At 52.7% G+C, this 2455-nt stretch carries 1 pseudogene; it reads left to right on the forward strand.

The features are described from left to right. Positions 1–1885 precede the first annotated feature (1885 nt). Positions 1886–2170 (forward strand): annotated as a pseudogene (locus HMPREF3092_RS11025) (pirin family protein); the annotation flags it as partial. Between the last annotated feature and the right edge of the window lie 285 nt (positions 2171–2455).

A 2455-nucleotide genomic window follows, 5' to 3' on the forward strand; every position in this document is an offset into this window, starting at 1 on the left:
TAGGTCGCCGGTTCGATTCCGGCAGGCGGCTCGGCATGCAAGCTCCCCTTCCAGGTTTGGAAGGGGAGCTTCTTTCTTTTCTCGTATTTCTTCTCACGAGGCGCCGCTCGGCTATTCCTATCCCTGTGCGTTGGTATGTCTCTGGGGGCGCATTGATCGGTTCGGTCCACTTAGCCACCTTTATGAGCGCTGGACATAGATCCGTTGCGCTATCTGCGGCCCACCAACCTAGATTTGAAAAGTTGGAGCGCCCGCGCCACCGGCTAAGGCCGCTGTAAACCGAAAGCGGCAAGTTGAGGATATAGCGGTACTTGGCGGTCTGGACCAATGCGTTGACTTCTTTAAGTCGGAAGCATATAAGCGTGTTGCGGAGCCTGAGGGGACTAAAGGGCATCCTCCAGCTTACAGGCAGCATGTGACACGACCAGATCTAGGGCGCAAGATGCCATCGGGGCCGTGCACACGTCGCGCTTAACTGGTTTGACATGTTTATTCTCTTCGTAGCTATTAGCCAATGATGCGAAACCAACACCCCTTCCGTTGATGATTCACGCTTCCTGGGTGGATTTTCGCCACGTTCACGGTCATCTACGTCCGGCATGTAGTCGAGATGCGGCGGGAGTACGGCGACAACGACGTTGGTTTGAAAGTGCCAGGCTGGGTAGTGCCCAAAATCGATGCAGGTGGAGTTCCGAGTCTTTTGCCGTTGGATCCGCATTAAAGGTCCGATAATACTCCTTTAAACTTCGTAGGAATGATTGTACCAGCGCCTAACGTGAGAGGTTTTTGGTTTAGGCGCGACAGTAAATTTCGTTGCGATCAGAACCGTAGAAAGTTAAGATACACAGTCTTGTTCTATGAATTTTTAGGGTAGATTGCCTTATGGGGCTAAAATTCGGAACCTGAGTAAAGCGATATTTTTTGCCCAAGTTCTTAGTAACCGCAAGTCGTGAATATCTTTGTAGGACTCAAGCGTAATGTCATCTGGTTCAGAAAGTTCGGTTGTTCCAAAATCTGTGAATGTGCATTTTGGGATATATTCTGAATAGGTTAGGTGATGCGATAGCTTCAAGGCGTGATGTCTTTTGCAAAAGGGCCGCGCGAGTTCGAACGCTCGTTTTTGAGCCCGGCGTCCTGATCCGGATGAGGCCTTGTGCGCGGCTATGTGGCATATGCTGTATACCCCCAGGTCGCGCCTTTGGACCAGTTCGGACCAAAGTGCATCAGACAGGTAGATAATGCGTGATCGGCGTCCACGTAGCTCTTCTGCCACTAAAACTTGGACCCAGTCTAGGTCTGGAGTCTGCCCGAAGCGCCCGTCGAAACTAGGCGTGGCTGTTTCTGCGCCGACAGTCCAGCGGACTACACGTGAGTGTCTAGCTACCGAAGGGCCCAAGATAGAATATGCATCGGCGGGGGATAGCGCCCCTTCCAAGATTTTCATGCTCAGGCGGTCAAAGAACTGAACTAGTATCTCAATTTCAGTGCGGAGTTCGTTTAGGGCTGCATTCTTTTTAAATGGATCCTTTTGGTATTGTTTATGCGCTCGGGTAACGAGAGACTCGTGGTGTGGAAGTAGTGGGGAATAATAGTCGTCGGTTCCTCTGACGACGGCCTGGGCTAGGGACCAGCTATTCCGGACGCGTGACCAATCGACTGCAATCTCGTTTAAGATGCCTAGTTTTGCAGTTTGGTTGTTCTTTTTTGCGGCTAGGTATGAAGCAAAGGCAGCAATACTGCCAAGGCCGGTTGCAACTACTAGAACGATTGATACTATCATCTTCGGTAATTCAGAAAGATCCTGCTATCTTTGATTGCGCGGTCGAGTTAAGGGTGTGTTTGGCTTTGCGCTAAGTTCCTCCAGTTTAAGCAGATTTGGTGTTCCATGAGCAACGTCGAGAAAGATCCCAGTGAATTTGTCTGCTGCTCTGGGGTTTTGCCCGGCCGGGAATGTGCGCAAAGCGATGGTGCCCCCGTTGAGATCATCAGCTTTCGCGAAGTGCGGCTCGGCGGTCCGCGCTCCATGACGGTTCGGCGTACGCTCCCGCAGCGTCAACGTCCACTCATCGGCCCCTGGTGCTTTATCGACCACTACGGTCCTGACGATGTTGCCAAAACCGGCGGTATGGACGTCACGTCTCACCCGCACACCGGCCTGCAGACAGTCAGCTTGGTGTGCTGTGCGATGCGGCATCTTCAGCAGCGTGCCGAGTGTTCAAACGGTGTCGGTTCTTTGGGGCGTCGTATATCGTTCGGCTATCCGGCGACGTCGTTCGTCATCATGTGCATGATCAGCCGACGGGGTGATGTGGACGTAAAAAGTCCGGCAGTACCCTCGACCGTGGCGCCTGGAGCTGCGTCAGAAGGGCCCAAAGTATGCGCGACCGGACCGTTACTGAAGGTCAACTACGCAGCCAATCCAAAAGGGCTCTTCCGGTTTCAGAGTGCGTGACGC

Source organism: Brevibacterium sp. HMSC24B04 (assembly GCF_001806835.1).
Classification (GTDB): Bacteria; Actinomycetota; Actinomycetes; order Actinomycetales; family Brevibacteriaceae; genus Brevibacterium; species Brevibacterium ravenspurgense.